Here is a 25,065-nt window from a genome sequence, read left to right on the forward strand (position 1 = left end):
TGTACGCCTCGATCCCGATGATCGGCTTGATCCCGTGCTTCTTCGACGTCTGATAGAACTCGTCGCCGCCGTACATGTTCCCGTGGTCGGTCATCCCGACCGCCGGCATGTTCAGCCGGGCCGCCTCCGCGAAAAGGGGTCCGATCTTCGCCGCACCGTCCAGCATGGAGTACTCGGTGTGGACGTGCAGGTGGACGAAAGAATCGTTCGACACCAGCGAAAACCTCCCCTAGGCAGACGGCTTCCCGGCTCCGGTCGACGCGGCGGGCCCGGGCTGTCCACCCTAGTCCGCCGCGGTCTGAGCGCTCCGTCTGGATCCTCTCTCTTCCGTAGGCCGGGCGCGGCTCCGACGCGCCGGGCGCGTTCGGCGTGGTGATCGCCGGTGCGCCCCTCAGTACCCGGACACGGTCGCACCCGGCACCGACAAAAACCGGCGCCTCGGACAGCCGGGCCGCCCAGAGTCACCCGGGAGCGTGAACCAGCCCACAACCGCCGAGCAAGGGGCCATGGCTCGGCTTGACAGCGGCCGGGCCGGAACCGACGATCCGTCGCGTGAACCTGTCTGACAGCCGGGCAGCCGGACCGCTCCCCCGGCGCGTCAGCGCGATGGAGGCCGTCCTCGGCCATCTGCGGCAGGCGATCGAGCACGGCGAGTACGCGATCGGCGACCAGCTGCCGTCGGAGGCCGCGCTGAGCAGGGAGTTCGAGGTCAGCCGCTCGGTCGTGCGCGAGGCGCTGCGCGGGCTGCAGGCGCTCGGGCTGACCGTGTCGCGCACCGGCCGCGGCACGTTCGTCACCGCGAGCGGCCCGCCGGAGAACCCTACGTTCGGCGACTACTCGGCCCGCGACCTGGTCGAAGTGCGCAGGCACGTCGAGGTCCCGGTGGCCGCGTACGCCGCGCGCCGCCGCGATGCCGACCAGCTCGCCCGGCTCGCCGATCTCGTCGACCGGATGGACGCCGAGACCGCGGACGCCGCCTGGGTGGCGCTCGACTCACAGTTTCACGTCACGATCGCACGGGCATCTGGCAATCCGGTGTTCGCGAAGGTGATCGAGGAGATCCGCGACGCACTGGCCCGCCAGTCGGCGTTCCTGAACCAGCTCGGCGGACGGCGCACCCAGTCGAACGTCGAGCACCGGCGCATCGTCACGGCGATCGCCGAAGGCGAGGAAGACGCGGCGGCGGCCGCGATGACCGAGCATCTCGATCACGTCGAGAAGACCCTGACCACGATCGTCCGACCGGCGCGCGCCGGCGAAGCAGAAACAGGTACCACCGCGTGAGTGAAGAAACCCTGCCCGCCACTGCCGAGGCGGGTCCCGCCGACGCGGGCGACGCCGGATACAACAAGGCGCTGAAATCCCGGCACATCAACATGATCGCCATCGGCGGCGCGATCGGCACCGGCCTGTTCCTCGGCGCGGGCGGACGGCTCGCGCAGGCCGGTCCGGCGCTCGCGATCGTGTACGCGGTGTGCGGGCTCTTCGCGTTCTTCGTGGTGCGCTCGCTCGGCGAACTGATCCTGCACCGCCCGTCGTCCGGCGCGTTCGTGTCCTACGCGCGCGAGTTCATGGGCGAGAAGGGCGCGTACGTCGCGGGCTGGATGCACTTCCTCAACTGGTCGACGACCGGCATCGCGGACATCACCGCCATCGCGCTGTACGCGCACTTCTGGTCGTTCTTCACGCCGATCCCGCAGTGGGTGCTCGCGCTGATCGCGCTGGCGGTCGTGCTGTCGCTGAACCTCGTGTCGGTGAAGCTGTTCGGCGAGATGGAATTCTGGTTCTCGATCGTCAAGGTCGCCGCGCTGGTGCTGTTCCTGATCGTCGGCATCGTCCTGCTGGTGACGCAGCATCCGATCGACGGCCACATCCCCGGCCCGCAGCTGATCTCCGACCACGGCGGCGTGTTCCCGGCGGGCATCGTGCCGATGATCCTGATCGTGCAGGGCGTCGTGTTCGCCTACGCCTCGTGCGAACTGGTCGGCGTCGCGGCGGGCGAAACGGAGAACCCGAAGAAGATCGTGCCCAAGGCGATCAACTCGATCATGTGGCGGATCGCGCTGTTCTACGTCGGCTCGGTCGTGCTGCTGGCGATGCTGCTGCCGTGGGACGCGTACTCGGCCGACCAGAGCCCGTTCGTCACCGTGCTGGCGAAGCTGGGCGTGCCCGGCGCGGACAGCATCATGAACCTGGTCGTGCTGACCGCCGCGCTGTCGAGCCTCAACTCCGGCCTGTACTCGACCGGGCGGATCCTGCGCTCGATGTCGCTGGCCGGGTCCGCGCCGAAGTTCACCGGCGTGATGAACCGCAACCAGGTGCCCTACGGCGGGATCCTGCTGACGTCGTCGGTGTGCGTGGTCGGCGTCGGGCTGAACTACGTGGTGCCGAAGGACGCGTTCGAGATCGTGCTGAACTTCGCCGCCGTCGGCATCCTCGGCACCTGGGCGATCATCGTGCTCAGCCACCTGCTGTTCGTGCGGAAGGCCAAGCGCGGCGAGGTGACCCGGCCGCACTTCCGGCTGCCGTTCTCGCCCTACACCGAAATCGCGACGCTCGCCTTCCTCGCCGCGGTCGTCGTGCTGATGGGCTTCGACAAGACCGGCCGGATCACCCTGATGGCGCTGCCGGTGATCGTCGTCGCGCTCGTCGCCGGCTGGTTCGTCGTGCGCAAGCGGATCGACATGAGCGCGTTCGACAAGGCAGAGGCGTCGTGATCCCGCAGGAACGCGAACCGCGGCACGTCCCGCTGGTCCACCTTCTGCGCGACGGCATGGTCGAGGGCGTCCACCACGGTTCGGTCGTCGTGCTCTCTCCTGATGGTTCGAAGCTGTTCGAGGCAGGCGACCCGGACGTCGCGATGTACCCGCGCTCGACCGCGAAGCCGTTGCAGGCCGCCGCGATGGCCCGGCTCGGACTGCGCCTCGACCCGTCCGGTTTCGCGATCGCCGCGGCCAGCCACTCCGGCGAACCGCGGCATCTCGAGGCAGCCGCCGCCGTGCTGGAAAGCCGCGGCTTCACCGAAACCGATCTGGGCAACCCCGCTGACCTGCCCTACGACCCGGTCGAGCGGGACGCCTGGATCGCTGCTGGACGGCAGCCGTCGCGACTCGCGCACAACTGCTCCGGCAAGCACGCCGCGATGCTGGCCGTCTGCCAAGAGCAGCGGTGGGACGTCGGCGGTTACCTCGATCCGGCACACCCGTTGCAGCGCGCGATCCGGGAAACCGTCGAGGAACTGACCGGACAAACCGTGCCGCGCGTAGCCACGGACGGCTGCGGTGCGCCACTGTTCGCGCTGTCTCTGCGAGGTTTGGCGAAGGCTGCTTCGCGGATCGCGACCGCGCCGGAGGGTTCACCGGAATCGTTGGTGGCCAACGGGATCCGGCAGCATCCGGATCTGGTGGCCGGGAGCCGACGCGACGTCACCCGGCTGATGCGGGCGGTGCCGGGACTGCTCGCGAAGGACGGTTTCGAGGCCGTGCAGCTCGCCGCGTTGCCGGACGGAACCGCAGTGGCGCTGAAGATCGCGGACGGCGGCGACCGAGCCCGTCCCGCGGTACTCGCCGCGGCGTTGGCACGAGCAGGCGTCGATCCGGAACTGCTCGCCCCCTTCAGCAACCCCGCCCTCCAAGTGACGGACGCACTCGCCGCCTAGGTACGTGAGGGGAACCCTCATTGACTCTGATTCCCTCAGGGTTCCCTTCACGACCAGCCACCGGTCCGGCCCCGCACCCCGAACCGTCAGCGCACTCGGGATTCGGGGTGCCCCACGTACCCCACTTCTCACCAAGAGCGGAACGGTAGCGACTCGCGTACGTTCGATTACGTGCTGAACCGAATCGTCGACCGACTGCTCGGTCTCCCCGCCGCCGAGGGTCCGGCCCCGACCGCCGCCAAGGGCCTCCGCGTCCCGATGCACGACGGCGTGCACCTCCTAGCCGACCGCTACACCCCGGCGGGCCTGACGAACGGCCCCGTAGTCCTGATCCGCACCCCCTACGGCCGCACCGGCCCCCTCGCCAAACTCTTCGGCGAAACCTTCGCGCGCCACGGGCTGCAAACCGTCCTGCAAAGCACCCGCGGCACCTTCGGCTCCGAAGGCGAATTCCGCCCGTTCCACCTCGAACGCGAGGACGGGATCGCCACCGTCGAATGGCTGCGCGCACAGCCCTGGTGCGACGGGCGGATCGCGATGGCGGGCGCGAGCTACCTCGGGCACACGCAATGGGCAGTCGGCCCGTATCTCGACCCGCCGCTGGAAGCCATGTGCCTCGGGATCACCGCGTCGGAATTCGTCAGCACGTTCTATCCGGGCGGGGTGCTCGCGGCGGACAACATGGTGTCCTGGTCGGCGATGATCGGGAAGCAGGAGGAGCGGTTCGCCGCGCTGCCGAACCCGTTGCAGACGCGGCGCACGCGCAGTGCGATGGCGTACCTGCCGATCGCGGGCGCGGACGTGGCGGCGATCGGCAAGCCGGTGCAATTCCTCCAGGACGTCACCGAGCACGCCGACCCGGACGACGATTTCTGGCAGATGTCCGACCACAGCGCCGAAGTCGCGAAACTCGACGTGCCGGTCAGCATGGTCACCGGCTGGTACGACCTGTTCATCCGCGCGCAGATGCGGGACTTCCGCACGCTGCAGGACGCCGGACGGTCGCCGCGGATCACCGTCGGCCCGTGGTCGCACGGCGAACCGGCCAGCTTCCGCGTGCTGATCCAGGACCAGCTCGGCTTCCTGCGCGCGCACCTCGCCGACGACCGCACCCAGTTGCAGCGCTCCCCCGTGCGGATCTTCCTGCAGAAGGCGTCGACCTGGCTCGATTTCGACCACTGGCCGCCGGCTTCCGAGCCCACGCACGCACACCTGCGCCCGGTCGGCGGTCTCGGCGAAACGGTGCCCGGCGAGGCCCTGCCCACGCCCTTCACCTACGACCCGGCGGACCCGACCCCGGCCGTCGGCGGGCCGTTGCTGATGGGAAAGTCCAAGCAGCGCGACAATTCCGAGATCGAGGCGCGCGACGACGTGCTGGTGTTCACCGGCGAACCGCTGGTGCACGACGTCGACGTGATCGGCGATGTGTCCGCCACCGTGTTCGTGCGGACCGAATTGGCCGACGCCGACGTGTACGTGCGGCTGTGCGACGTCGATCCCAGCGGCATCTCGCGCAACGTCACCGACGGGATCCTGCGGCTGCGTCCCGGCCTGCCGGAAGCCGACGCCGACGGAGTGGTGCGGGCCGAGGTGGAGCTCGACCCGACCGCGTACCGCTTCCGTCGCGGGCACCGGTTGCGGGTTCAGGTCGCGGGCGGCGCGTTCCCCCGGTTCGCGCGCAATCACGGTACGGGAGAACGGGTTTCGTCCGCGGTGCGCGGCACGCCGAACCGGTTCGAGGTGTTCCACGACGAGACCCGGCCCTCGCGGGTCACGCTGCCGGTCTTTACTCGGTGACCGCGCGCTGATGCGTCGTCAGCCTGCCGTCGTCGTGCAGCACGTGCAGCAGCAGCGACGGCGGGCTGTCGAAGTCCAGCGGCCCGCCTTCGTCCCAGCCGCGGCCCGCGCCGGGTTCCACCGGCAGCAGTGAACCGGACACCACGCCCGGCGCGATCCGCACCGGCACGCCCGCGAACTCTGTTGCAGCGCCGGTGTGCACGTGCCCGCACAACAGCGCCACGACGCCGGGGTGCCGCTTCAGCACGGCAGCGAGACGGTCTTCGCCGGTCTGGCGGATCGCGTCCACCAGCGGCACCCCGACGTCGAGCGGCGGGTGGTGGAACGCGACGAACGACGGACCGTCGTGCCCGGCGAGCGTGTCGTCCAGCCAGGCGAGCGTCTCGTCGGCGAGGTAGCCCGCGCCCTTGCCCGGGATCGTCGAATCGCACGACACGAGCAGGACGTCGGCCACCTTGGTCGCGGAGTTCACCGGTGCGTCGCCAGCCGGCTCTCCCAGTAGCACCTCGCGAAACCGCGCGCGGACGTCGTGGTTGCCGGGGCAGACCGCCACCGGCACCGGAAGGTCCAGCAGTTCGGCCGCGCGACGGTATTCCTCGGGCAGGCCGTGATCGGCGATGTCGCCGGTGGCGAACACGGCATCGACCGGCGCTTCGAGGTTTCGCAGGTACCGCGTCACCGCGGCGGCCCGTGCGTCGGCGCGCTCGCTGCCGTCGAGGTGGATGTCGGAAAGATGCGCGAAAACCCGCACCGGATCAGCTCCCTTGCAAGTACGTCAACGCTTTCACCCAGTTCCGGACCAGCAGCGCGGACGCGCCGGGCAAATCGTTCGCCCGCAAGGCCGCCGCGATCTCGCGGTGCTCGGCCACGCTCTCCGCTACTCGGTCCCGCCCGCCGAAGTATGCCGTCTCGTAGCGTTTGAGCAACGGCTTTGTCTGTTCGATCAAGCGCAGCAGATGGGGGTTGCCGCAGCGGGACGTGAGCAGCGCGTGCCAACGGTCGTCCGCTGCCGAGAGATCGCAGGAATCGGCTATCTCGTCGGAAATCCGGTCGAGCGCGTCCGGCAGCGAGGCGAGTTCCAGCGGCGACGTCCAGCGCAGGGCAAGCGCTTCCAGTTCGGCGATCAGCGGGTACAGCCGGCGCGCTTCCTGCGGATCGAGTGGCGCGACGAGGAATCCGCGCCCCGGCGCGGCGACGAGCAGCCCGCGGTCGGCCAGTCCGATCAGCGCCTCGCGCAACGGCGTGCGGGAGACACCCAGCTCGTTTGCCAAGTGGACCTCGTTGATCCGGGTCTCGGCGGGAAACCGTCCGTCGAGGACGCGCGCGGTGATCTCCTCGATGAGTTCACCGCGCAGGAGTCTCTTGCCCATGCGGCGAGTATTGCACACAGTTGACTCGTACTGTATTCAGTTCATATGGCCAGCTCTTTCGATGTCGCCCGCGCACGGTCCGAAACCCCAGGGTGCGTCGGAGTCACGCACTTCAACAACGCCGGCTCCGCCCTCCCTCCCGCACGCGTCACCGACACCGTGATCGACTACCTGCGCACCGAATCTCTGCTCGGCGGCTACGAAGCGGTCGAACAGGCCAAGGACCGCATCGACGGCGTGTACGCCTCGATCGCGCGGTTGCTCAACGCCGCTCCGGACGACATCGCACTCAGCGACAACGCCACCCGCTCGTGGCAGGCGATCTTCTACGCGCTGCCATTCGGGCCGGGCGACCGGATCCTCACCGCGAGCGCCGAATACGCCAGCAACGCCATCGCCTACCTCCAGATCGCGCGCCGCACCGGAGCGACCGTCGAGGTCGTGGGCGACGACGAAACCGGCCAGCTCGACGTCGCCGACCTGCGCCGCCGGATCGACTCCGACGTCAAGCTCATCGCGGTGACCCACGTGCCCACCCAGGGCGGCCTGGTGAACCCCGCCGAGGAAATCGGCGCTGTCGCGCGCGAGGCGGGCATCCCGTTCCTGCTCGACGCGTGCCAGTCGGCCGGACAACTGGACCTCGACGTCGAACGCATCGGCTGCGACGCCCTGACCACCACCGGCCGCAAGTACTTGCGCGGCCCGCGCGGCACCGGCTTCCTGTACGTGCACCCGCGGCTGCGCGACCGTCTCGAACCGGCGATGCTCGACCTGCACTCGGCCAAGTGGACCTCCCCCACCGAGTACGTCGTCGACCCGACCGCCAAGCGATTCGAGGTATGGGAACGCGATTACGCCGCGGTACTCGGCCTCGGCGCGGCCGTGGACTACGCGCTGGAATGGGGCCTGCCGGCGATCGAAGAACGCGTCACCGCCCTGGCCGCGACCCTGCGCTCCCGCCTGGCCGAACTGGACCGAGTCACCGTGCACGACGCGGGCGCGCGCAAATGCGGGCTCGTGACCTTCAGCGTCGACGGACTGTCCGCGGACGGGATCAAGGACCGGCTGAACGCGGCGAAAATCAACACGAGCGTGGCGCGCCCGCCGTCGGCGCAGTACGACTTCACCGCCCGCCAATTGCCGGATCTGGTGCGCGCGTCGGTGCACTACTACAACACCGACGAGGAGATCGACCGGCTGGTCGGAGAGGTCGCCGCACTCACGCGGTGAGATCACCCGGTTGGCGCAGTATCCAGCGCCGCCGAAGCCGCCTCTTGTCTCGCGTACACCCGCGGAGTGCGCTGCGGCCGGGCCTGTCGAGGGGGCAGGCCCGACGGGGCAAGGGGAGGAACGAGAAGGCCTCTTGGGCCGGGAACGATGGGGGATCCCGGTTCGAGGGGCCTTCTCTTGTGTCCGCGGACACCGCACCGGATGCTCGACAGTCCAGCAACGAAAACAAGCCGACCCCATCCGGTAAAGCTTTCACCGGATGGGGTCGGCTCGAGAACGGTGGGCGCAGCAGGGATCGAACCTGCGACCGCTCGGGTGTAAACCGAGTGCTCTCCCGCTGAGCTATGCGCCCGCGCGCCGGAACGGGGAGTCCCCGCCCCGGCGAGCGAAAAGAATTCAGGCGGTCAGTTCCTCGACCGCCTTCTTCCACCCGGACTGGTCGCGCGCCTCGCCCGGCGCGTTGACCTCGGCGAAGCGGACCACGCCTTCGGTGTCGATCAGGAAGGTGCCGCGGACGGCGAGCCCTGCCTGGTCGTTGAACACGCCGTACTTCTGCGCCACCTCGCCGTGCGGCCAGAAGTCCGACAGCAGCGGGAACTGGTAGCCCTCGACCTCGGCCCACGCCTTGAGCGAGAACGGCGTGTCGACCGAGACGCCCAGCACCTGGACGCCCTTGCCGTCGTAGTCGCCGAACTCGTCGCGCAGCTGGCACAGTTCGCCGGTGCAGATCCCGCTGAAAGCGAACGGGTAGAACACCAGCAGGACCGGCTTGTCGCCCTTGAACTGCGACAGCGTGACCGGCTGCTTGTTGTAGTCGTTGAGCGTGAAGTCAGGGGCCTGCGAACCGACCTCGACGGCCATACCGGCGATTCCTCTCCAGAGCGAACACGAGCGTGCCGCCCACCCTATCGCGGCCTCAGCGCTGCTTGGCCTTCGAGGACTTCGGCGACACCAGCCGGGTGCCCAGCCAGCCGGGGCCCACGCTGATGTTGGCCGTCTGGGCGAGCCCGACCTGGGGCACCGCCTCGGCGATGTCGCTGGGCTCGACGTGCCCGGGCTGCCCGGTCTTCGGGGTCAGCACCCAGATCACGCCGTTCTCGTCCAGCGGGCCTCGCGCGTCGACCAGCGCGTCCCCGAGGTCTCCGTCGTTGTCGCGCCACCACAGCAGCACAACGTCGATGACCTCCTGCGCGTCTTCGTCGAGGAGCTCACCGCCGATGGTTTCCTCGATCGCCGCGCGGACGTCGTCGTCGACGTCCTCGTCCCAGCCGATCTCCTGGACCACCATGTCCGGCTTGATGCCAAGGCTCTCGGCGACGCCGGCGTTGCCTGCGTCTCCCGCGGCGACCACTGCTTCCACTCCTCCAACTACGACGGAGCGCGGCGGTAGGTCCGCCGCACTCGGATACACGGTTGTCGAACAGCGAACACTGACGCGGCGCTGCGCGCAACCGTCCACACCGGATCTTTGGCAAGTCGTGTCTGCAGCGTAGGGGCTTGCCGCCTCCCCGCCCGACTCCGGGTGGCATTCAGTACCCACCGCTGCGAAGCCCTCCCCGGGAGCCTCCTTTAGGGTGGAGGAGAGAAAACGCGCGCGCGATACACCGTGCGCGGGGAGTGGCGACACTCGGGCGGCCGATGTTACCGGGCAGTACAGGTGACGGGAACCCCAACCGGGACGACCATGGACGTCGGCGAGCACTCCCGCCCACCAGCTACAACGGCTACAACCAGCTACAAGGAGACCCCTTGGCCCCGCAGAACGACGGCGCCTCCGGCAAGGAGACCCCGGCTCGCGTACGCGTCATCCGTGACGGACTCGCGGCGCACCTTCCCGACATCGACCCGGAAGAGACCAGCGAATGGCTGGACTCCTTCGACGAGGCGCTGGCCCGAGGGGGCCAGCAGCGGGCCAGGTACCTGATGCTGCGCATCCTCGAGCGCGCCAGGGAGCGCAACGTCGGCGTCCCGGCGCTCACGTCGACCGACTACGTGAACACGATCCCCACCGAGAACGAGCCGTGGTTCCCGGGCGACGAGGAGATCGAGCGCCGCTACCGCCGCTACATCCGCTGGAACGCGGCGATCATGGTGCACCGCGCGCAGCGGCCGGGCGTCGGCGTCGGCGGCCACATCTCCACCTACGCCTCGTCGGCGGCGCTGTACGAGGTCGGCTTCAACCACTTCTTCCGCGGCAAGGACCACTCCGGCGGCGGCGACCAGGTCTTCTTCCAGGGCCACGCCTCCCCCGGCATGTACGCGCGCGCGTTCCTCGAGGGCCGCCTTTCCGAGCAGCAGCTCGACGGGTTCCGCCAGGAGTACAGCCACGCGGGCGAGGGCGGCGGCCTGCCGTCGTACCCGCACCCGCGGCTGATGCCGGAGTTCTGGGAGAACCCGACGGTGTCGATGGGCCTCGGCCCGATGAACGCGATCTACCAGGCGCGGTTCAACCGCTACCTGCACGACCGCGGCATCAAGGACACCTCCGACCAGCACGTCTGGGCGTTCCTCGGCGACGGCGAGATGGACGAGGCCGAATCGCGCGGCCTGATCCACGTGGCCGCGGGCGAGGGCCTCGACAACCTGACCTTCGTGATCAACTGCAACCTGCAGCGGCTCGACGGCCCGGTGCGCGGCAACGGCAAGATCATCCAGGAGCTGGAGTCCTACTTCCGCGGCGCCGGCTGGAACGTGATCAAGGTCATCTGGGGCCGCGAGTGGGACGCGCTGCTCTCGGCCGACCGCGACGGCGCGCTGGTCAACCTGATGAACGTCACGCCGGACGGCGACTACCAGACGTACAAGGCCAACGACGGCGCCTTCGTCCGCGAGCACTTCTTCGGCCGCGACCCGCGGACGAAGGAACTGGTCAAGGACCTGTCCGACGCCGACGTCTGGAACCTCAAGCGCGGCGGGCACGACTACCGCAAGGTGTACGCGGCGTACAAGGCGGCCATGGAGCACCACGGCCAGCCGACGGTGATCCTGGCCCACACCATCAAGGGCTACGGCCTCGGCCCGTCGTTCGAGGGCCGCAACGCCACGCACCAGATGAAGAAGCTCACCCTCGACGACCTGAAGCTGTTCCGGGACGCGCAGCGGATCCCGATCAGCGACGAGGAGCTCGAGAAGAACCCGAAGCTGCCGCCGTACTTCCACCCCGGCCCGGATTCGCCGGAGATCGAGTACATGCGCGGCCGCCGCAAGGCGCTGGGCGGGTACCTGCCGGAGCGCCGCCCGAAGACCGCCAAGGCGCTCGTGCTGCCCGGCGACAAGGTCTACGAGGGCGTCCGCAAGGGCTCGGGCAAGCAGGAGGTCGCCACCACGATGGCGATCGTCCGGCTCATCCGCGAGCTGGCGAAGGACTCGGAGATCGGCAAGCGGATCGTCCCGATCATCCCGGACGAGGCGCGCACGTTCGGCCTCGACTCGATGTTCCCGACCGCCAAGATCTACAACCCGCACGGCCAGACCTACACCTCGGTCGACGCGAGCCTGATGCTGGCGTATAAGGAGTCCGAGAAGGGCCAGCTGCTGCACGAGGGCATCAACGAGGCGGGTTCCACCGCGTCGTTCACCGCCGTCGGCACGTCGTACGCGACGCACGGCGAGCCGATGATCCCGATCTACATCTTCTACTCGATGTTCGGGTTCCAGCGCACCGGCGACGGCCTGTACGCGGCGGCGGACCAGATGGCCCGCGGTTTCGTGCTGGGAGCCACCGCCGGCCGCACCACGCTCACCGGTGAGGGTCTGCAGCACGCGGACGGGCACTCGCTGCTGCTGGCGGCGACGAACCCGGCCGTGGTGGCGTACGACCCGGCGTACTCGTTCGAGATCGCCCACATCGTCAAGGACGGCCTGCGCCGGATGTACGGCGAGACCGGCCCGGACGGCAACGGCGAGAACGTCTTCTACTACATCACCATCTACAACGAGCCGTACCAGCAGCCGGCGGAGCCGGAGAACCTGGACGTCGACGGCGTCCTGAAGGGTCTCTACCGGTACGCCGACGCCCCTGAGGGCGACGGCCCGGAGGTCCAGGTGCTGGTCTCCGGCGTCACGATGCCGGACGCGCTCAAGGCGCAGAAGATGCTGGCCGAGGAGTGGGGCGTGCGGGCCGCGGTGTGGTCGGCGACGTCGTGGGGCGAACTGCGCCGCGAAGCGGTCGAGATCGACCACGAGAACCTGCTGCACCCGGACCAGACGCCGCGGGTTCCGTACGTCACGCAGAAGCTGGCCGAGGTTTCCGGCCCGGTCGTGGCGGTGTCGGACTGGATGCGCGCGGTGCCGGACATGATCCGCCCGTGGGTGCCCACCGACATGCTCACGCTCGGCACCGACGGGTTCGGTTTCTCCGACACCCGCCCGGCCGCGCGGCGCAAGTTCCTGGTGGACGCCGAGTCGATCACCGTCGGCGCGCTGTCCGCGCTCGCCAAGCGCGGCGAGTTCGACCAGGCGAAGGTCGCCGAGGCGGCGCGCCGCTACCGGCTCGACGACGTGGCGGCCGCCGGGCCGCAGACGTCCGACTCCGGCAACGCGTGACCGCTGCCTGACCGCGGAGGCCCCTCCGGGACGATTTCCCGGAGGGGCCTCTGCCTTAAGGTAGACATCGGATGTATCCGGATGCCTGACGAAAGGTGGTCGAGCGTGACCCAGCGTCGCCTGCCCCGGCCCAGCGAGCTCAAAGAGATCCTGCGGCCGAAGCCGATCGTGCTCAACCCGACCGACCGGCGCCTGGCCGGCGCGCACACGATCGCCGACCTGCGGATGATCGCGCGCAAGCGGACCCCGCGCGCGGCGTTCGACTACACCGACGGCGCGGCCGAACTCGAGGACAGCCTGCGCCGCGCCCGGCAGGCCTACCGCCGGGTGGAGTTCCAGCCCAACGTGCTGCGCGGGGTGTCCGATGTGGACACCAGCAGGGAGATCCTCGGCAAGCGCTCGGCGCTGCCGTTCGCGTTCGCGCCCACCGGGTTCACGCGGATGATGCAGACCGAGGGCGAGCGCGCGGTGGCCAGGGTGGCGCAGCGCAACAACATGCCGATGGCGCTTTCGACGATGGGCACCACGTCGATCGAGGATCTCGCGGCCGCCGCGCCGGACGCGCGCAAGTGGTTCCAGCTGTACGTGTGGCGCGACCACGGCGCGGGCGAAGATCTGATGAATCGCGCGTGGGAGAGCGGATACGACACGCTCCTGCTGACCGTCGACACCCCGGTCGCGGGCCAGCGGCTGCGCGACGTCCGCAACGGCCTCACCATCCCGCCCGCGATCACGCTGAAGACGTTCGTGGACGGCGCGATGCATCCGGCCTGGTGGTTCAACATGCTGACCACCGAGCCGCTGAACTTCGCTTCGCTCAACCGGTTCGGCGGCACCGTCGCGGAACTGCTGGACAAGCTTTTCGACCCGACGCTGAACTTCGACGACCTCGACTGGGTGCGCCAGACCTGGCCGGGCAAGCTCGTGATCAAGGGCGTGCAGAACGTCGACGATGCCCGCGAGGTGGTGAAACACGGCGCGGACGCGGTCCTGCTGTCCAACCACGGCGGCCGTCAGCTCGACCGGGCCCCGACGCCGATCGAGCTGCTGCCCGCGACGCTGGACGCGGTCCAGGACAGCGCAGAAGTCTGGGTCGACACCGGCATCCTGTCCGGCGGCGACATCGTGGCCGCGCTCGCCCGCGGCGCGAACGCGGTGCTGATCGGCCGCGCGTTCCTGTACGGCCTGATGGCGGGCGGCGAACGCGGCGTGCAGCGCTGCGTGGACATCCTGCGCACCGAGATGATCCGCACGATGCAGCTGCTCGGGGTCCGGCGGGTGGACGACCTGCGCCCCACCCACGCCACGCTCCGCTGAGCGGGGCGCGGGCGCGGACTGGTGCGGTCGGCGTAATCGCGTATCCAGTGACGGATATCACGTCTCCTGCCTTCGGAAGATCCGAGGGGGAAAGACCATGTCCGTCACGCTGAACCGCCGCGCGCTGGCGATGCTCCGCGCGATCGCCGCCGGCCGAGCCGAACTCACCCGCAGCTGCGAACCGGATCTGAGGGTCGACGGCCTGCCCTGCTGCGACCAGACGACCGCGCACGATCTCGTCCGGGAAGGCCTGGTCCGCCCGGTGTCCGCACTGGGCGGCCCGGTCGGGCAGTGGACGCGGGCCGAGCTGACCCCGGACGGGCGGCTCGCGCTCGGCGCCTGACCTCAGCGCGCCGCGGCGACGGCCTTCTCGCCGGACACCGCGGTGCGCGCCGAGCGGTTCCAGGTGACCCAGCCGTGGACGACCAGCGCGGCGAAGACAATGTAGATCGCGGCCGAGAAGTACAGGCCGGAGCTGATCTGCAGCGGCACGCCGATCGCGTCGACCACCAGCCACACGCCCCAGAACTCCACGAGCCCGACGCCTTGCGCGGCGAACGCGACGAGCGTCCCGACGAAGATCGCGGCGTCCGGCCAGGGCGCCCACGAGGCGTCGAGTGCCTGGAGCGTCAGCGCCATCGCGACCGTGCCCAGCCCGAACGCGCCGAGCATCACGGCTCGCTCGGTCCAGCGGCCCTTGCGCACGACGACGCCGTACACCGGGTCGGTCCTGCGGTTCCAGGCCCACCAGCCGTAGAGCGAGATGAGCAGGATCGCGACCTGCCGTCCGGCGAGCCCGCCGAGATGCGCGGACGCGTAAACGGAGAAGAGCAGGACGGTCGCGCCGACCTGCACCGGCCAGGTCCACAGCGTCCGCCGCTGCGCGAGGAACACGACCGCGAGCGCGAACACCTGCCCGGCCAGCTCGGCGATCGAGATCCACTGGCCGAACACGGTCACGCCGTGATGCAACAGGAAGTCCACGTCGGCACCCCTTCCGATCTACGCCTCCCAACATGCAACACGGAGCCGCCATTCCCGTGCCGATGTGAGACTGCAGACAGTCCCGCTGAGTGGACGCCGGAGCCGGACACGGCGGAGGCCCGGCGCCGAGGTGGCGCCGGGCCTCCATCGCCCGGAACGGCGGGGCCGACTGTGGGTCATCGAGACCCAGCCCCGCGTGCCGCCCTTGCCGACCGCCACGAGCGGAATGGCGCCGGGCAGACCGCAGGGCCGCGCTGCCGAAGCAACGCGGCCCCTTGTCCCCGACCCGCGGATCGGGGAAGGCCGTCAGCGAAGCCGCCGGCCGGGTTCGAATCCGGTCAGCAGCACGGCCCGGAGCCGGCGAACCTCCGCGGATCAGCTCGCTGTCCGCGGAATCCCCGGCTCGACTGGCCTCCGCTCAGCGGTCCACGCGGCCGAACCCGGCGGGCGGGGTCGGCGGCTCCGGCGGGCGACCGCCGTCCGCGGGCATCTGGCGGGTCTGCTCACCCGGCTGCGGAAGGCTGCCCGACTGCGACTGCGGGTAGCTCTGCGTCCTGGCCTGCCCGGCGTGCGCGTGCTGCCCGCTCACCTGGCCCTGCTCCCGCGCACCGTTGCCGGAGCCGACCTGGCCCTGCAGGTTCGCCAGCCAGCCGCCCCAGCGTTCCTGGGCCGGCTTGATCAGGCCGCCGCCGAAGCCGACCACGATCACGCCGCCGGCGGTCGCCAGCACCGCGATCAGGATCGGGCCGGTCACCGCCGTCGCGATGTTCACCTGGCCCAGCGCCGCAATGATGCCGAACGCCATCACCAGCCAGTACGCGATCGTGCTGAGCAGCCGCCCGGCCGAACGGCCCGACAGCGCGCCCGCGACGACGTCCCGCACGACCTTCGCGATCGCCGCCGCGACGATGATCAGCACCACCGCGACCAGGATCCTCGGCAGGAACGCGATGATGTCGTTCAGCAGCTGGCTCACCGGGTTCGACTGCCCGAACACCCCGAACGCCAGCTGCAGCGCGATCAGCAGAATGAAGTAGTAGACGAGTTTCACGAGCACCGCGGTGGCGTCGAGATTCGCGCCCTTCACCATTCCGGTCAGCCCGGTCTTCTCCACCATCCGCGTGAAACCGAGCTTTCCGAGAACGAGCCCGACCGCTTTGGACACGGCTTTCGCGATCAGCCAGCCGATCAAGAGGATGATCAGAAAACCCACGAGTTTCGGGACGAACGTGGCCACCAGATTCCAGGCCTGTCCGAGTCCGTCCTTGAGTTGTTCACCCACGCTGGCTCCCTTCGCCGCGGTTCGACGTGGATTCCGGCACCGTCCTGTCGCACCGGGTCGCAGGACAGGTACCCACTGCGCCCGAGTGCTGTGCACCACGATCGAGTGAGACGACTGGCGCGGGAAGATCAATCGCCGCCATACTTGTCCTACCGGTGGGGACCGGGGAGACGAGGCCGCTCGGCGCAGCGAAAACCGCAAGCGCCGAGCGGCCTCGAACATTTTCCGCTCTTTATCGCCGCGCGCGGGCGCTTCCGAGACGAATGCGGTTCGGGTTTTCTCCGCCGTTCATCTGGCCTTCATGTTCGGGCGATTGGCGAGTCGCCGACGGATTTGCGTGCCGACCAGCGGACGGCGGCGGAGATGTCCGGACGGGAATCCCGTGCGGGCGCGGTCTGTGCGGTGCGAATTCGCGTCGCGCGACAGCCCGCGGCGGCGAATTGCGCGGGCCTTCCGCACACGTGCCGGATTACCGCGCGGCGGCAATAGCGCCCGGCGGAGATGCCGCGCGAAGGTCATTAACGGGCGCTCGGCCGGGTGACCGGAACGGCGGGTTCGCGAGGGCGGCGTTCACGCAACTCACCCGATGCCGCTAACCCACGTGGGTTAGGGCCTCCGCTGCCCAGGTCCCTCACCGGGACAACGCGTCCACCGAGAGTAGAGGCTTCGGAACACAAACGGCGGGCCGCGGCATTCCGCCGCGGCCCGCCGTCCGGAACTTCGCGGTCAGGCCGCGCGCAGGGCGTCCCGCAGCTTCACCTTCGCGCCGGTGCGCATCACCGCGTTGCGGTAGATCCGCGCGGCCAGCCAGATCAGCGCCGGGATCAGCACGATCACCAGGCCCACCGACAGCACCGCCTCCCACACCGGCACGCCGCCCATCGCGAGCCGCATCGGCATCAGCGTCGGCGCGAACACCGGGATCAGCGACAGCACCTCGGCCAGCGGGCTGCCCGGATTCGACGGCAGGATCGAAATCCCCACCACGTACCCGGCGATCACGAACATCAGCGCGGGCATCGTCGCACCGCCCACGTCCTCCTGCCGCGACACCAGCGCGCCGAGAGCGGCGAACACGATCGAATACATGAAGAACCCGAGCAGGTACCAGACGATCAGCCAGATCACGGTGCCGACCGCGGCGTTCACCGAGATCGTCAGCACCCCGAACCCGAGCCCGGCCGCGACGCCGGCCACGCCGATCGCCAGCATCTGGATCAGCCCGACGACGCCGATGCCGAGCACCTTCCCGGCCATCAGCTGCCACGGTTTGATCGTCGACAGCAGCAGTTCGACCACCCGCGAGGTTTTCTCCTCGACGACGCCCTGGGCCACGCTCTGCCCGTTGAGCATCAGCGAGAGGTAGATCAGGATGCCCGCGATGATGCCGAGCACCAGCTGCTGCCCGTTGTAGTCGTACGGTTTCTCGAGCGGCGGCAGTTCGTCGATCGTCGCCTCGGCGGTCGCCTGGCGCACCTTCGCCGGATCGCCGCCGAGGGACTCGATCTGCTGGTTGAGCGCCAGCTGCCCCTCGAGCACGGTGAACGTGTTCTTCAGCTTCGCGTCCAGGTCCTTCTTCACCTGGACGTGCACCCGCTTCGCGTCCTGCACCAGCAGCGCGTCGATCGAGCCGTCCCGGAGCTTGTCCTGGCCGGTCTTCTCGTCGGGCACCTGCTGCGTCGCGACGGTCTGGCCGATCGACTTCGCCGTCGCGCTCAGCGGCTGCGCCAGCGGCGAGGCGGCCGGCACGTAGCCGACCGTCGCGTCGGCGCCCCCGCCGCCGTTGAAGAGCTTGAAGACCAGCGCCAGCCCGACGACGATGACCACCATCACCAGCGTGGTGATGCGGTAGGCCTTGGAATTGACCCGTGTGGTGATTTCCCGCCCGGCGACGAGGCCGACCGCGGACATCGGGCTCATCTGGATGTTCGACCCGGTCATGCCGCGGCCTCCTGCTGCTCGGACACGACAGAACGGAACAACTCGGTCAGGGACGGCAGTTTGCGGGCGAATTCCCGCACCGGGCCGGTCGCCAGCGCGGCGCGCAGCACCGCCTGGTCGTCGGCGCCGTCAGCCAGTTCCAGTTCGGTCACCGGGCCCTTGCGGCCGAGCACGGTCACGCCGGGCAGCGCGGCGGCCCAGTTTTCCGGAGCCTCCGGCGCGTCGACGAGCAGCCGGACGGTCCCGCCCGCGCGCAGTTCCGCCACCGTGCCGGACGCCTCCATCCGTCCACTCCGGACAATCCCGATCCGGTCGCACAGCCGTTCCACCAAATCCAGCTGGTGGCTGGAAAACACGACCGGAACGCCCTCGGCGGCCTTCTCCTTCAGCACGTCGCTCATCACGTCGACGGCCACCGGGTCCAATCCGGAAAACGGTTCGTCCAGCACGAGAATCCGCGGTTCGTGCACCAGCGCGGCGGCCAGCTGCACGCGCTGCTGGTTGCCGAGGCTGAGCTTCTGCACCTCGTCGTCGCGGCGCGCGGCCACGCCGAGGCGTTCGGTCCACCGTTCGCTCGACGCCTTCGCCGCGGCGGCGGGCATTCCGTGCAGCCGGGCCAGATACGTGAGCTGTTCGCCGACCTTCGTCTTCGGGTACAGGCCGCGTTCCTCGGGCATGTAGCCGATCTGCCGGCGCGTTTCGTGCGTGATGGGCTCGCCCGCGTAGCGAACCTGGCCCGCGTCGGCGCTCAGCACCCCGAGCGCGATGCGCATGGTGGTCGTTTTGCCCGCCCCGTTGCTGCCGACGAATCCGAAAAGCTCCCCCGGCCGCACGTCGAACGTCATTTTCTCGAGCGCCACCACGGCGCCGTACCGTTTGGAGATCCCGTCGATCTCCAGTCCGGGCTCTGGCATGGCCCGTCCCCCTGTTCTTTTTTCGCGCGGGGTGATCCCCTACCACCCCACCCCGGATCCTAGGCACTTCGTCCAGGCGCCGCCCACCGCCCGAGGTCGCCGTCGCATCCGCCTAAAGTTGCGGGTCGCGCGCGGCACGTAGGATCGGATCCGACATGGCCGACACCACGGGACGCCCAGCGCGCAAGCACCACGGACTGTCCGCGAAAACCCTGCGCAGCCTGGAGCACGCCTCCGGGCGGCTGGCGAGCGCGAGCGTCGCGGAAATGGAACGCCGGCTGGTGTGGTTCGCGCGGCTTCCCGCCGACCAGCGCGCCAGCGTTCTGCTGATCACGCAGACCGGGGCCAGCGGATTCGTCGCGTGGCTGCGGGATTCGAAGGAAGCGCTGAAGCTCACCACCGAGGCCTTCCGCGACGCGCCGACCGAAGTGTCGCGCTGGATCAGCCTGCGCCAGGCCGTCGCGATGGTGCGGCTCGCGATCGAGGTATTCGAGGAGCAGCTCCCCGAATTCGCCGCTTCGGAAGCCGAACGTGCCGCGTTGATCGAAGGAATTCTGCGCTACGGCAGGGAAATCGCTTTCGCCGCGGCCAATTCCTACGCCGCGGCGGCGGAAGCGCGCGGCGCGTGGGACGCCCGGCTCGAAGCGCTCGTGGTGGACGGAATCGTCCGCGGGGACGCCGAAGAATCCGTCCTTTCGCGAGCCGCGGCGCTCGGGTGGGATCCGGCCGCGGCGGCGACTGTGCTGGTGGGAAATCCACCGTCGGACGACCCGCCGACGGTGGTTTTCGACGTCCGCGCCCGCGCCGCCCGCGTCGGCCGCGCGGTGCTGCTGTCGGTGCAAGGCTCGCGGCTGGTGATCGTGATCGGCGGCCCCACCGAGGGCGGGCCGAAGGAACGCGAAATCCTGGCCCGGATGTCAACGGTCTTCGCCGACGGCCCGGTCGTGGCGGGTCCGACTGTCCCGACGCTGGCCGAGGCTCACCACAGCGCGGCCGAGGCACTGTCTGGCCTGCGCGCGGTGGTCGGCTGGCCCGCCGCGCCGCGCCCAGTGCGCTCCGACGACCTCCTCCCTGAACGAGCCCTCTCCGGCGACCCCGGCGCGGAACGGCTGCTGGTCGACCTCGTGGCCCGGCCGTTGGAAGAAGCCGGAGCCGCCCTGCAGCGCACGGTCGAGACCTATCTGGACACCGGCGGGGTGCTGGAACGCTGCGCGCAAACGCTGTTCGTGCACCCGAACACGGTCCGGTACCGGCTGCGCAAAGCCGCCGAACTCACCGGCCGCAACCCGACCGACGCCCGCGACGCACTGGTGCTGCGGGTCGCGCTCACGGTGGGCAGACTCGCCCGGGCCCGCGGGCTTTGGTGACCGCCACAGTGAGGTTTTCTCACTAACGCGGTGCGCGGTGAGTAAGAGGTGCTGCGGGCCCGGCCAGCAAGGCGCGCCGGGGCGGAGCCTCTCCCGTTTCGGCCCGGTCGACGCCGCCCGCGCATCGCCGCAACAACGCCGCACGCCGCGCTGCTGAAAAACCCCAATGTGGCATTGGGTGCATGTCACGCACCCAATGTGGCGTTCGGTGCGTCTGACGCACCCAATGCCACATTGGGAGCATCCTGCTCCGTCCCTCCGAGCCGAGGCGCGACCACGGCGTGACAGGGACGCGGCGAGCGCGTGGCGGGTGACAGACTTCACGGCAAGCGCTGGTTGAATCCCACAAGGCGGATGGGTTAAGGGCCGGGTTCTCCGGCGGGTCTTTGGAGGTTTCCTCCAATAACGCCGCGCGGACTTGGTGACCGCCCGCAGCCGAAGCGCGACGGGTCCCGTGGTCTCATAGACAGCGTGACAGTTGCAGTCCTCTCCCCCGGCCAGGGTTCCCAAGCCCCCGGCATGCTCGCTCCGTGGCTCGAGCTCGACGGCGCCCGCGCGCGCGTCGAAGAGTGGTCCGCCCGCTGCGGGCTCGACCTGATCCGGCTCGGCACGGAAGCCGGCGCCGAGGAGATCCAGGACACCGCTGTCGCGCAGCCGCTGATCGTCGCGCTGTCCCTGCTGTCCTTCGAGCACCTCCCGGTCGCCGACGACGCTCCGGTCGCCGGCCACTCCGTCGGCGAACTGGCCGCGGCCGCGATCGCCGGGGTGCTCAGCCCGGCCGACGCCGTCGCGCTCGCCGCGGTCCGCGGCGCCGAGATGGCCAAGGCCTGCGCGCTCGAACCGACGTCGATGGCCGCGGTGATGCTCGGCGATCCCGAGGAAGTCGCCGCGTGGCTGGAAAGCCAGGGCCTCGCCGCCGCGAACCGCAACGGGGCCGGGCAGATCGTCGCTTCCGGATCCGCCGCCGCGATCGAGAAGATCATCGCCGAGCCGATGGAGGGCACGAAGATCCGTGCGCTCAAGGTCGCCGGCGCCTTCCACACGCCCTACATGGCCCCCGCGGAAGACGCCCTGCGCGAGCACGCCGCCGGTCTCTCCCCGGCCGACCCGACGCGCCCGCTGCTGTCCAATGCCGACGGTCAGGTCGTCACGAGCGGCGCGGAGTACCTGCGCAGGCTCGTCGCCCAGGTGACCCGCCCGGTCCGCTGGGACCTCACCATGGACGGGCTCGTCTCGCTCGGCGTGGACCGCACCGTCGAACTGGCGCCCGCGGGCACCCTGACCGGACTGGTCAAGCGGCAGCTCAAGGGCGTCGTCACCACTACCACCGCGCTGAAGTCGCCCGCCGAGCTGGCGGCGCTGCGCGAGGAGGACGCCCAGTGACCGCCCGCCCCACCCTGCGCCTGGCCCAGGGCGCCCCCGCCGCCCGCATCCTCGGCTTCGGCAGCTACCAGCCGGACCGGATCGTCACGAACGACGACCTGTCGCAGGTCATGGACACCAGCGACCAGTGGATCCGCGACCGCGTCGGCATCATCGAGCGGCGGTTCGGCGAGAAGGACGACGTGCTGGTCGACTACGCCGTCGCCGCCGGGTCCGAAGCGCTCGCCGACGCGGGCCTCGACGCGTCCGAAGTGGACACGGTCATCGTGCCCAACTGCACCATGCCCTCCCAGATCCCGAACGCGGCCGGGCAGGTCGCCGCGCGGATCGGCGTCGCGGCCCCCGGCGCGTTCGACCTCAACGCCGCGTGCGCCGGATTCTGCTACGGCCTCGGCGTCGCCTCCGACCTCGTGCGCGCGGGCTCGGCGAAGAAGGTCCTCGTGATCGGCGCGGAGAAGCTCACCGACGTCGTGGACCCGACCGACCGCGCGAACGCGATCATCTTCGCCGACGGCGCGGGAGCCGCGGTGGTCGGCGGGTCCGACGAACCGGGCATCGGCCCGGTCGTGTGGGGCAGCGCGGGCGACCTCGTCGACCTCATCTACATGCGCGACCACCAGTGGATCTACCAGGAGGGCCAGTCGGTCTTCCGCTGGGCGACCACGCAGATCGCGCCGATCGCGCTGCGCGCGCTGGAAGCCGCCGGGCTGCAACCGTCCGATGTGGACGTGCTGGCACCGCACCAGGCGAACCTCCGGATCGTCGAGTCGATCGCCAAGAAGCTGCGCGCCAAGGGGGCGCGCGAGGACATGGTGGTGGCCGACGACATCAAGTACTCGGGCAACACCTCGTCCGCTTCGATCCCGATGGCGCTGGACCACATGCGCAAGGCGGGGACGGCGAAAAGCGGCGACGTGGTGCTGGCGGTCGGCTTCGGAGCCGGGCTTTCCTATGCCGCGCAGGCGTTCGTCCTGCCCTGAGCGATACTTCCCCCGCGGGCGCCGTGCCCGCGAGCGGACCTCCAGAAGAACCGAGAAGGGAACAACACCGATGGCTGACAACACTGAGATTCTCGCCGGCCTCGCCGAGATCGTCGAAGAGGTCGCCGGCGTGGCTCAGGACGACGTCACCGCCGAGAAGTCGTTCGTGGACGACCTGGACATCGACTCGCTGTCGATGGTCGAGATCGCCGTGCAGGCCGAGGACAAGTTCGGCGTCAAGATCCCGGACGACGAGCTGGCCAACCTGAAGACCGTCGGCGACGCGGTGAACTACGTGTCCGCCAACTCGAAGTAAGTCCTCTTCGTACCCGGGCCCCGGTCCGGAGCCGACCTTGGGGAGACACCCATGAGCAACATCGACGTCGTGATCACCGGAATGGGCGCGACCACGCCGCTCGGCGGGGACGTCGCGTCCACCTGGGACGGTCTGCTGGCCGGCCGCAGCGGGATCCGCACGATCGAGGCGGACTGGGCGGCGGAGCTGGACCTGCCGGTGCGGATCGCGGCGCAGCTCGCCGTCGAGCCGACCGACATCCTGCCCCGCGTGCAGGCCCGCCGGCTCGACCGGTGCGAGCAGGTGGCGATCATCGCCGCCCGTCAGGCCTGGGCCGACGCCGGGTTCGCCGAGCAGACCGACGAGCACGCCGACGTCGAACCGGAACGCCTCGGCGTCTCGATCGGCACCGGGGTCGGCGGGCCGGTGACCCTGCTGACCCAGAACGATCTGTTGCACCAGCAGGGTCTTCGCAAGGTGTCGCCGCTGACCGTGCCGATGCTGATGCCGAACGGTCCCGCCGCGCACGTGGGCATCGACCTGAAGGCGCGGGCCGGGGTGCACTCGCCCGCGTCGGCGTGCGCGTCCGGGGCCGAGGGCATCGCGAACGGCTTCGAGATGATCCGGTCCGGACGGGCCGACGTGGTGGTCGCGGGCGGTTCCGAGGCGTGCATCCACCCGATCACCGTCGCCGGGTTCGCCCAGGCGCGCACGGTGTCGACGCGCAACGACGACCCGGCCGCGGCGTCGCGTCCGTTCGACGTGAGCCGCGACGGCTTCGTGCTCGGCGAGGGCTCCGGCGTCGTCGTGCTCGAGCGGGCCGACCGCGCGAAGGCCCGCGGCGCGCGGATCTACGCGAAGCTGGCCGGCTACGGCCTGACGTCCGACGCCTACCACATCACGGGCAACCACCCGGAGGGCATCGGGCAGATCGCGGCGATGCGCGCGGCGATGACGATGGCCGAACTGTCCCCTTCGGACGTCGGCCACGTGAACGCGCACGCGACGTCCACTGTGGTCGGCGACATCGGCGAGGCGGCCGCGATCCGGTCCGCGATCGGCGAGCACCCGGTGGTCACCGCTCCGAAGGGCGCGCTCGGCCACCTCGTCGGCGGTGCGGGCGCGGTCGAGGGCATCGCGACGATTCTCGCGCTGTACGAGGGCGTCGTTCCCGCGACGCTGAACCTCACCGAACTGGACCCGAAGGTGCAGCTCGACGTCGTGGCCGGGGAGAACCGCAAGGTCGAACTCGCCGCGGCGCTGTCCAACTCGTTCGGTTTCGGCGGGCACAACACCGCGCTGCTGTTCACGCCGGCGAACTGAGTCCTTTTCACGCTGAAGGGCCCCGCGGAAATCTTCCGCGGGGCCCTTCAGCGTTTCACCGGGTTCTCAGCACTTGTCGTGTTCGGTGGCGGTGCCGTCGACGGTGTCGATCCGGTACGAGCCGTGCTCGAACTTCAGCGGCAGCACCAGCCGCCAGTGGATGCACTTCTCCTGGAAGTCGACCGGGGCCTCGTTGAGCGACTGGGTGCTGGTGAACCCGACCAGCGCCCGCAGCGTCCCCTGCGCGCCCGGTTCGATGCGGTACAGCATGACGTCGACGTCCTTAGTGGACTGGAAGCTCCGGTGGAAGTCGTACTCCGGCATCTTGCTGCGGCGAGCGTCGCTGACCGTCTCCGCCCAGGCCTCGTAGTCCTTCTGGTTCACCGCGGTGAAATAGGACTTCAGCACCGTGCGGACGGCGTCGTCCTGCGGGTGGTTCTCGGCGTCCGGGGTGGCCCCGACCTCGACCGCGCCGGACTTGTCGGCCGCACCGCCGCTGGTGGTGGCGGACGGAGCCATGGCTTCGCCGTCGGCCGCACGCGGGGAATCGGGGCGGCGGTACAGCTCGCGGGCGAGCAGACCCCCGGCGACGGTGATGGACAGCACCACCACGAGCACGGGGATCAACCACCGCTGACGGGAAGGCGGGGCCGGGTGAACGCTCACCCGGGTGAGGGTA

At 69.9% G+C, this 25,065-nt stretch carries 23 protein-coding genes and 1 tRNA gene; 13 read left to right on the top strand and 11 right to left on the bottom strand.

The window, feature by feature from the left end; translation table 11 throughout:
* A partial coding sequence (locus WA670_RS44270; protein WP_336162170.1) for a PHP domain-containing protein occupies positions 1 to 214 on the bottom strand: 214 nt, incomplete at its 3' end.
* A gap of 392 nt (positions 215 to 606) precedes the next feature.
* Between WA670_RS44270 and WA670_RS44275 the strand changes: the two genes are divergently transcribed.
* The 4 genes from WA670_RS44275 (at position 607) to WA670_RS44290 (ending at position 5,455) form a co-directional block, all read left to right on the top strand.
* Complete coding sequence (locus WA670_RS44275) at positions 607 to 1,284, top strand: FadR/GntR family transcriptional regulator (protein ID WP_043835998.1); 678 nt, start codon at positions 607 to 609, stop codon at positions 1,282 to 1,284.
* Entirely contained in the window at positions 1,281 to 2,717 is a 1,437-nt protein-coding gene (locus WA670_RS44280; protein WP_037820504.1) for an amino acid permease, read from the top strand. The genes WA670_RS44275 and WA670_RS44280 overlap by 4 nt, the downstream gene beginning before the upstream one ends.
* Positions 2,714 to 3,658: an asparaginase gene (locus WA670_RS44285; protein ID WP_336162172.1), complete on the top strand. Its 945-nt coding sequence runs from the start codon at positions 2,714 to 2,716 to the stop codon at positions 3,656 to 3,658. Before WA670_RS44280 ends, WA670_RS44285 begins: the two co-directional genes overlap by 4 nt.
* A 171-nt stretch (positions 3,659 to 3,829) precedes the next feature.
* Positions 3,830 to 5,455, top strand: coding sequence for a CocE/NonD family hydrolase (locus tag WA670_RS44290; RefSeq protein WP_336162173.1), 1,626 nt, complete (start codon positions 3,830 to 3,832; stop codon positions 5,453 to 5,455).
* Here WA670_RS44290 and WA670_RS44295 read toward each other — a convergent pair.
* Both WA670_RS44295 and WA670_RS44300 read right to left on the bottom strand, forming a co-directional pair.
* Entirely contained in the window at positions 5,445 to 6,206 is a 762-nt protein-coding gene (locus tag WA670_RS44295) for a metallophosphoesterase (protein ID WP_336162174.1), read from the bottom strand. The two genes, WA670_RS44290 and WA670_RS44295, sit on opposite strands and share 11 nt — an antisense overlap.
* 4 nt (positions 6,207 to 6,210) lie before the next feature.
* Complete coding sequence (locus WA670_RS44300) at positions 6,211 to 6,825, bottom strand: GntR family transcriptional regulator (RefSeq protein ID WP_336162176.1); 615 nt, start codon at positions 6,823 to 6,825, stop codon at positions 6,211 to 6,213.
* A gap of 45 nt (positions 6,826 to 6,870) precedes the next feature.
* On the opposite strand from WA670_RS44300, the gene WA670_RS44305 reads away from it, so the two are divergent.
* Positions 6,871 to 8,055 carry an aminotransferase class V-fold PLP-dependent enzyme gene (locus WA670_RS44305; protein WP_336162178.1) on the top strand — a complete coding sequence of 395 codons (1,185 nt, stop codon included), beginning with the start codon at positions 6,871 to 6,873 and terminating at the stop codon, positions 8,053 to 8,055.
* Positions 8,056 to 8,335: 280 nt separating this feature from the next.
* On the opposite strand, the gene WA670_RS44310 is transcribed toward WA670_RS44305, so the two are convergent.
* From WA670_RS44310 to WA670_RS44320, 3 genes are all read right to left on the bottom strand, one after another.
* A tRNA-Val gene (locus WA670_RS44310) sits at positions 8,336 to 8,407 on the bottom strand.
* A gap of 44 nt (positions 8,408 to 8,451) precedes the next feature.
* Positions 8,452 to 8,916: a peroxiredoxin gene (locus tag WA670_RS44315; RefSeq protein WP_238607726.1), complete on the bottom strand. Its 465-nt coding sequence runs from the start codon at positions 8,914 to 8,916 to the stop codon at positions 8,452 to 8,454.
* A gap of 55 nt (positions 8,917 to 8,971) precedes the next feature.
* Positions 8,972 to 9,406, bottom strand: coding sequence for a DUF3052 domain-containing protein (locus WA670_RS44320; protein WP_009074710.1), 435 nt, complete (start codon positions 9,404 to 9,406; stop codon positions 8,972 to 8,974).
* 398 nt (positions 9,407 to 9,804) lie between these two features.
* On the opposite strand from WA670_RS44320, the gene aceE reads away from it, so the two are divergent.
* From aceE to WA670_RS44335, 3 genes are all read left to right on the top strand, one after another.
* Positions 9,805 to 12,600: a pyruvate dehydrogenase (acetyl-transferring), homodimeric type gene (gene aceE / locus WA670_RS44325; RefSeq protein WP_275295081.1), complete on the top strand. Its 2,796-nt coding sequence runs from the start codon at positions 9,805 to 9,807 to the stop codon at positions 12,598 to 12,600.
* 105 nt (positions 12,601 to 12,705) lie between these two features.
* Complete coding sequence (locus WA670_RS44330; protein WP_037820496.1) at positions 12,706 to 13,917, top strand: alpha-hydroxy acid oxidase; 1,212 nt, start codon at positions 12,706 to 12,708, stop codon at positions 13,915 to 13,917.
* A 97-nt stretch (positions 13,918 to 14,014) separates the two neighbouring features.
* The gene (locus tag WA670_RS44335) at positions 14,015 to 14,260 is read left to right on the top strand and encodes a hypothetical protein (RefSeq protein ID WP_336162183.1); all 246 of its coding nucleotides are present in this window, start codon (positions 14,015 to 14,017) and stop codon (positions 14,258 to 14,260) included.
* A gap of 2 nt (positions 14,261 to 14,262) precedes the next feature.
* Here WA670_RS44335 and WA670_RS44340 read toward each other — a convergent pair whose 3' ends face one another.
* From WA670_RS44340 to WA670_RS44355, 4 genes are all read right to left on the bottom strand, one after another.
* Entirely contained in the window at positions 14,263 to 14,901 is a 639-nt protein-coding gene (locus tag WA670_RS44340) for a nicotinamide mononucleotide transporter family protein (RefSeq protein ID WP_037820491.1), read from the bottom strand.
* A gap of 418 nt (positions 14,902 to 15,319) precedes the next feature.
* Entirely contained in the window at positions 15,320 to 16,183 is an 864-nt protein-coding gene (locus WA670_RS44345; RefSeq protein WP_078870822.1) for a mechanosensitive ion channel family protein, read from the bottom strand.
* A gap of 726 nt (positions 16,184 to 16,909) precedes the next feature.
* Positions 16,910 to 18,124, bottom strand: a complete 1,215-nt coding sequence (locus tag WA670_RS44350) for an ABC transporter permease (RefSeq protein ID WP_134733728.1) — start codon at positions 18,122 to 18,124, stop codon at positions 16,910 to 16,912.
* Positions 18,121 to 19,038: an ABC transporter ATP-binding protein gene (locus tag WA670_RS44355; protein ID WP_336162186.1), complete on the bottom strand. Its 918-nt coding sequence runs from the start codon at positions 19,036 to 19,038 to the stop codon at positions 18,121 to 18,123. The genes WA670_RS44350 and WA670_RS44355 overlap by 4 nt, the downstream gene beginning before the upstream one ends.
* A 155-nt stretch (positions 19,039 to 19,193) precedes the next feature.
* Between WA670_RS44355 and WA670_RS44360 the strand changes: the two genes are divergently transcribed.
* The 5 genes from WA670_RS44360 (at position 19,194) to WA670_RS44380 (ending at position 24,386) form a co-directional block, all read left to right on the top strand.
* Positions 19,194 to 20,405, top strand: a complete 1,212-nt coding sequence (locus WA670_RS44360; protein ID WP_037820487.1) for a PucR family transcriptional regulator — start codon at positions 19,194 to 19,196, stop codon at positions 20,403 to 20,405.
* A gap of 471 nt (positions 20,406 to 20,876) precedes the next feature.
* Positions 20,877 to 21,788, top strand: coding sequence for an ACP S-malonyltransferase (locus tag WA670_RS44365; RefSeq protein ID WP_078870821.1), 912 nt, complete (start codon positions 20,877 to 20,879; stop codon positions 21,786 to 21,788).
* Positions 21,785 to 22,768: a beta-ketoacyl-ACP synthase III gene (locus tag WA670_RS44370; protein WP_037820483.1), complete on the top strand. Its 984-nt coding sequence runs from the start codon at positions 21,785 to 21,787 to the stop codon at positions 22,766 to 22,768. The genes WA670_RS44365 and WA670_RS44370 overlap by 4 nt, the downstream gene beginning before the upstream one ends.
* Positions 22,769 to 22,838: 70 nt before the next feature.
* Entirely contained in the window at positions 22,839 to 23,084 is a 246-nt protein-coding gene (locus WA670_RS44375; RefSeq protein WP_037820481.1) for an acyl carrier protein, read from the top strand.
* A 51-nt stretch (positions 23,085 to 23,135) separates the two neighbouring features.
* Positions 23,136 to 24,386 carry a beta-ketoacyl-[acyl-carrier-protein] synthase family protein gene (locus WA670_RS44380; protein ID WP_336162188.1) on the top strand — a complete coding sequence of 417 codons (1,251 nt, stop codon included), beginning with the start codon at positions 23,136 to 23,138 and terminating at the stop codon, positions 24,384 to 24,386.
* Between the two features lie 66 nt (positions 24,387 to 24,452).
* Here the strand turns inward: WA670_RS44380 and WA670_RS44385 are convergent, their stop codons facing one another.
* The gene (locus WA670_RS44385; protein ID WP_037820478.1) at positions 24,453 to 25,052 is read right to left on the bottom strand and encodes a hypothetical protein; all 600 of its coding nucleotides are present in this window, start codon (positions 25,050 to 25,052) and stop codon (positions 24,453 to 24,455) included.
* Positions 25,053 to 25,065 lie beyond the last annotated feature (13 nt).

The sequence above is a fragment of the Amycolatopsis sp. VC5-11 genome, assembly GCF_037034185.1.
In the GTDB taxonomy this organism is placed as follows: domain Bacteria; phylum Actinomycetota; class Actinomycetes; order Mycobacteriales; family Pseudonocardiaceae; genus Amycolatopsis; species Amycolatopsis nivea.